This is a genomic window from Pseudoflavonifractor sp. 60 (assembly GCF_009911645.1).
Taxonomy (GTDB): Bacteria; Bacillota; Clostridia; order Oscillospirales; family Oscillospiraceae; genus Lawsonibacter.
In genome coordinates this window covers 1-244 of record NZ_QWKI01000257.1, presented here as the reverse complement: position 1 = coordinate 244, position 244 = coordinate 1, and the positions used below count along the sequence as shown (strand labels likewise).

1 protein-coding gene is annotated in these 244 nt (G+C 63.9%); it reads right to left on the bottom strand.

The genetic code is table 11. The features are described 5' to 3' along the window. On the bottom strand, positions 1-244 hold a 244-nt coding region (locus D1646_RS21060; RefSeq protein ID WP_160638329.1), incomplete at both ends, for a hypothetical protein.

The window sequence follows — 244 nt, the reverse complement described above, 5'->3', positions numbered from 1 at the left end:
TCGCCGGGGACGATTTTTGCCGTGCCCGCCGTGTAATACCCCTCCTGGGTGAAGGCGACTTTCGTCAGCTCATAGGTTGCGTTTTCCCAGCTGGCCCCCGGCGGGAGCTGGGGCCGCAGGTTGGACAGCAGAACGGTATAGGTTTTCGCCAGGTGGTTGGCGATGTTCAGGTGCAGAGGCACGGCCTTGGGGGGCTCGGCCTTTCGCACGGTCAGGGTGGCCGGATTGCTGGTCGTTGTCCCCA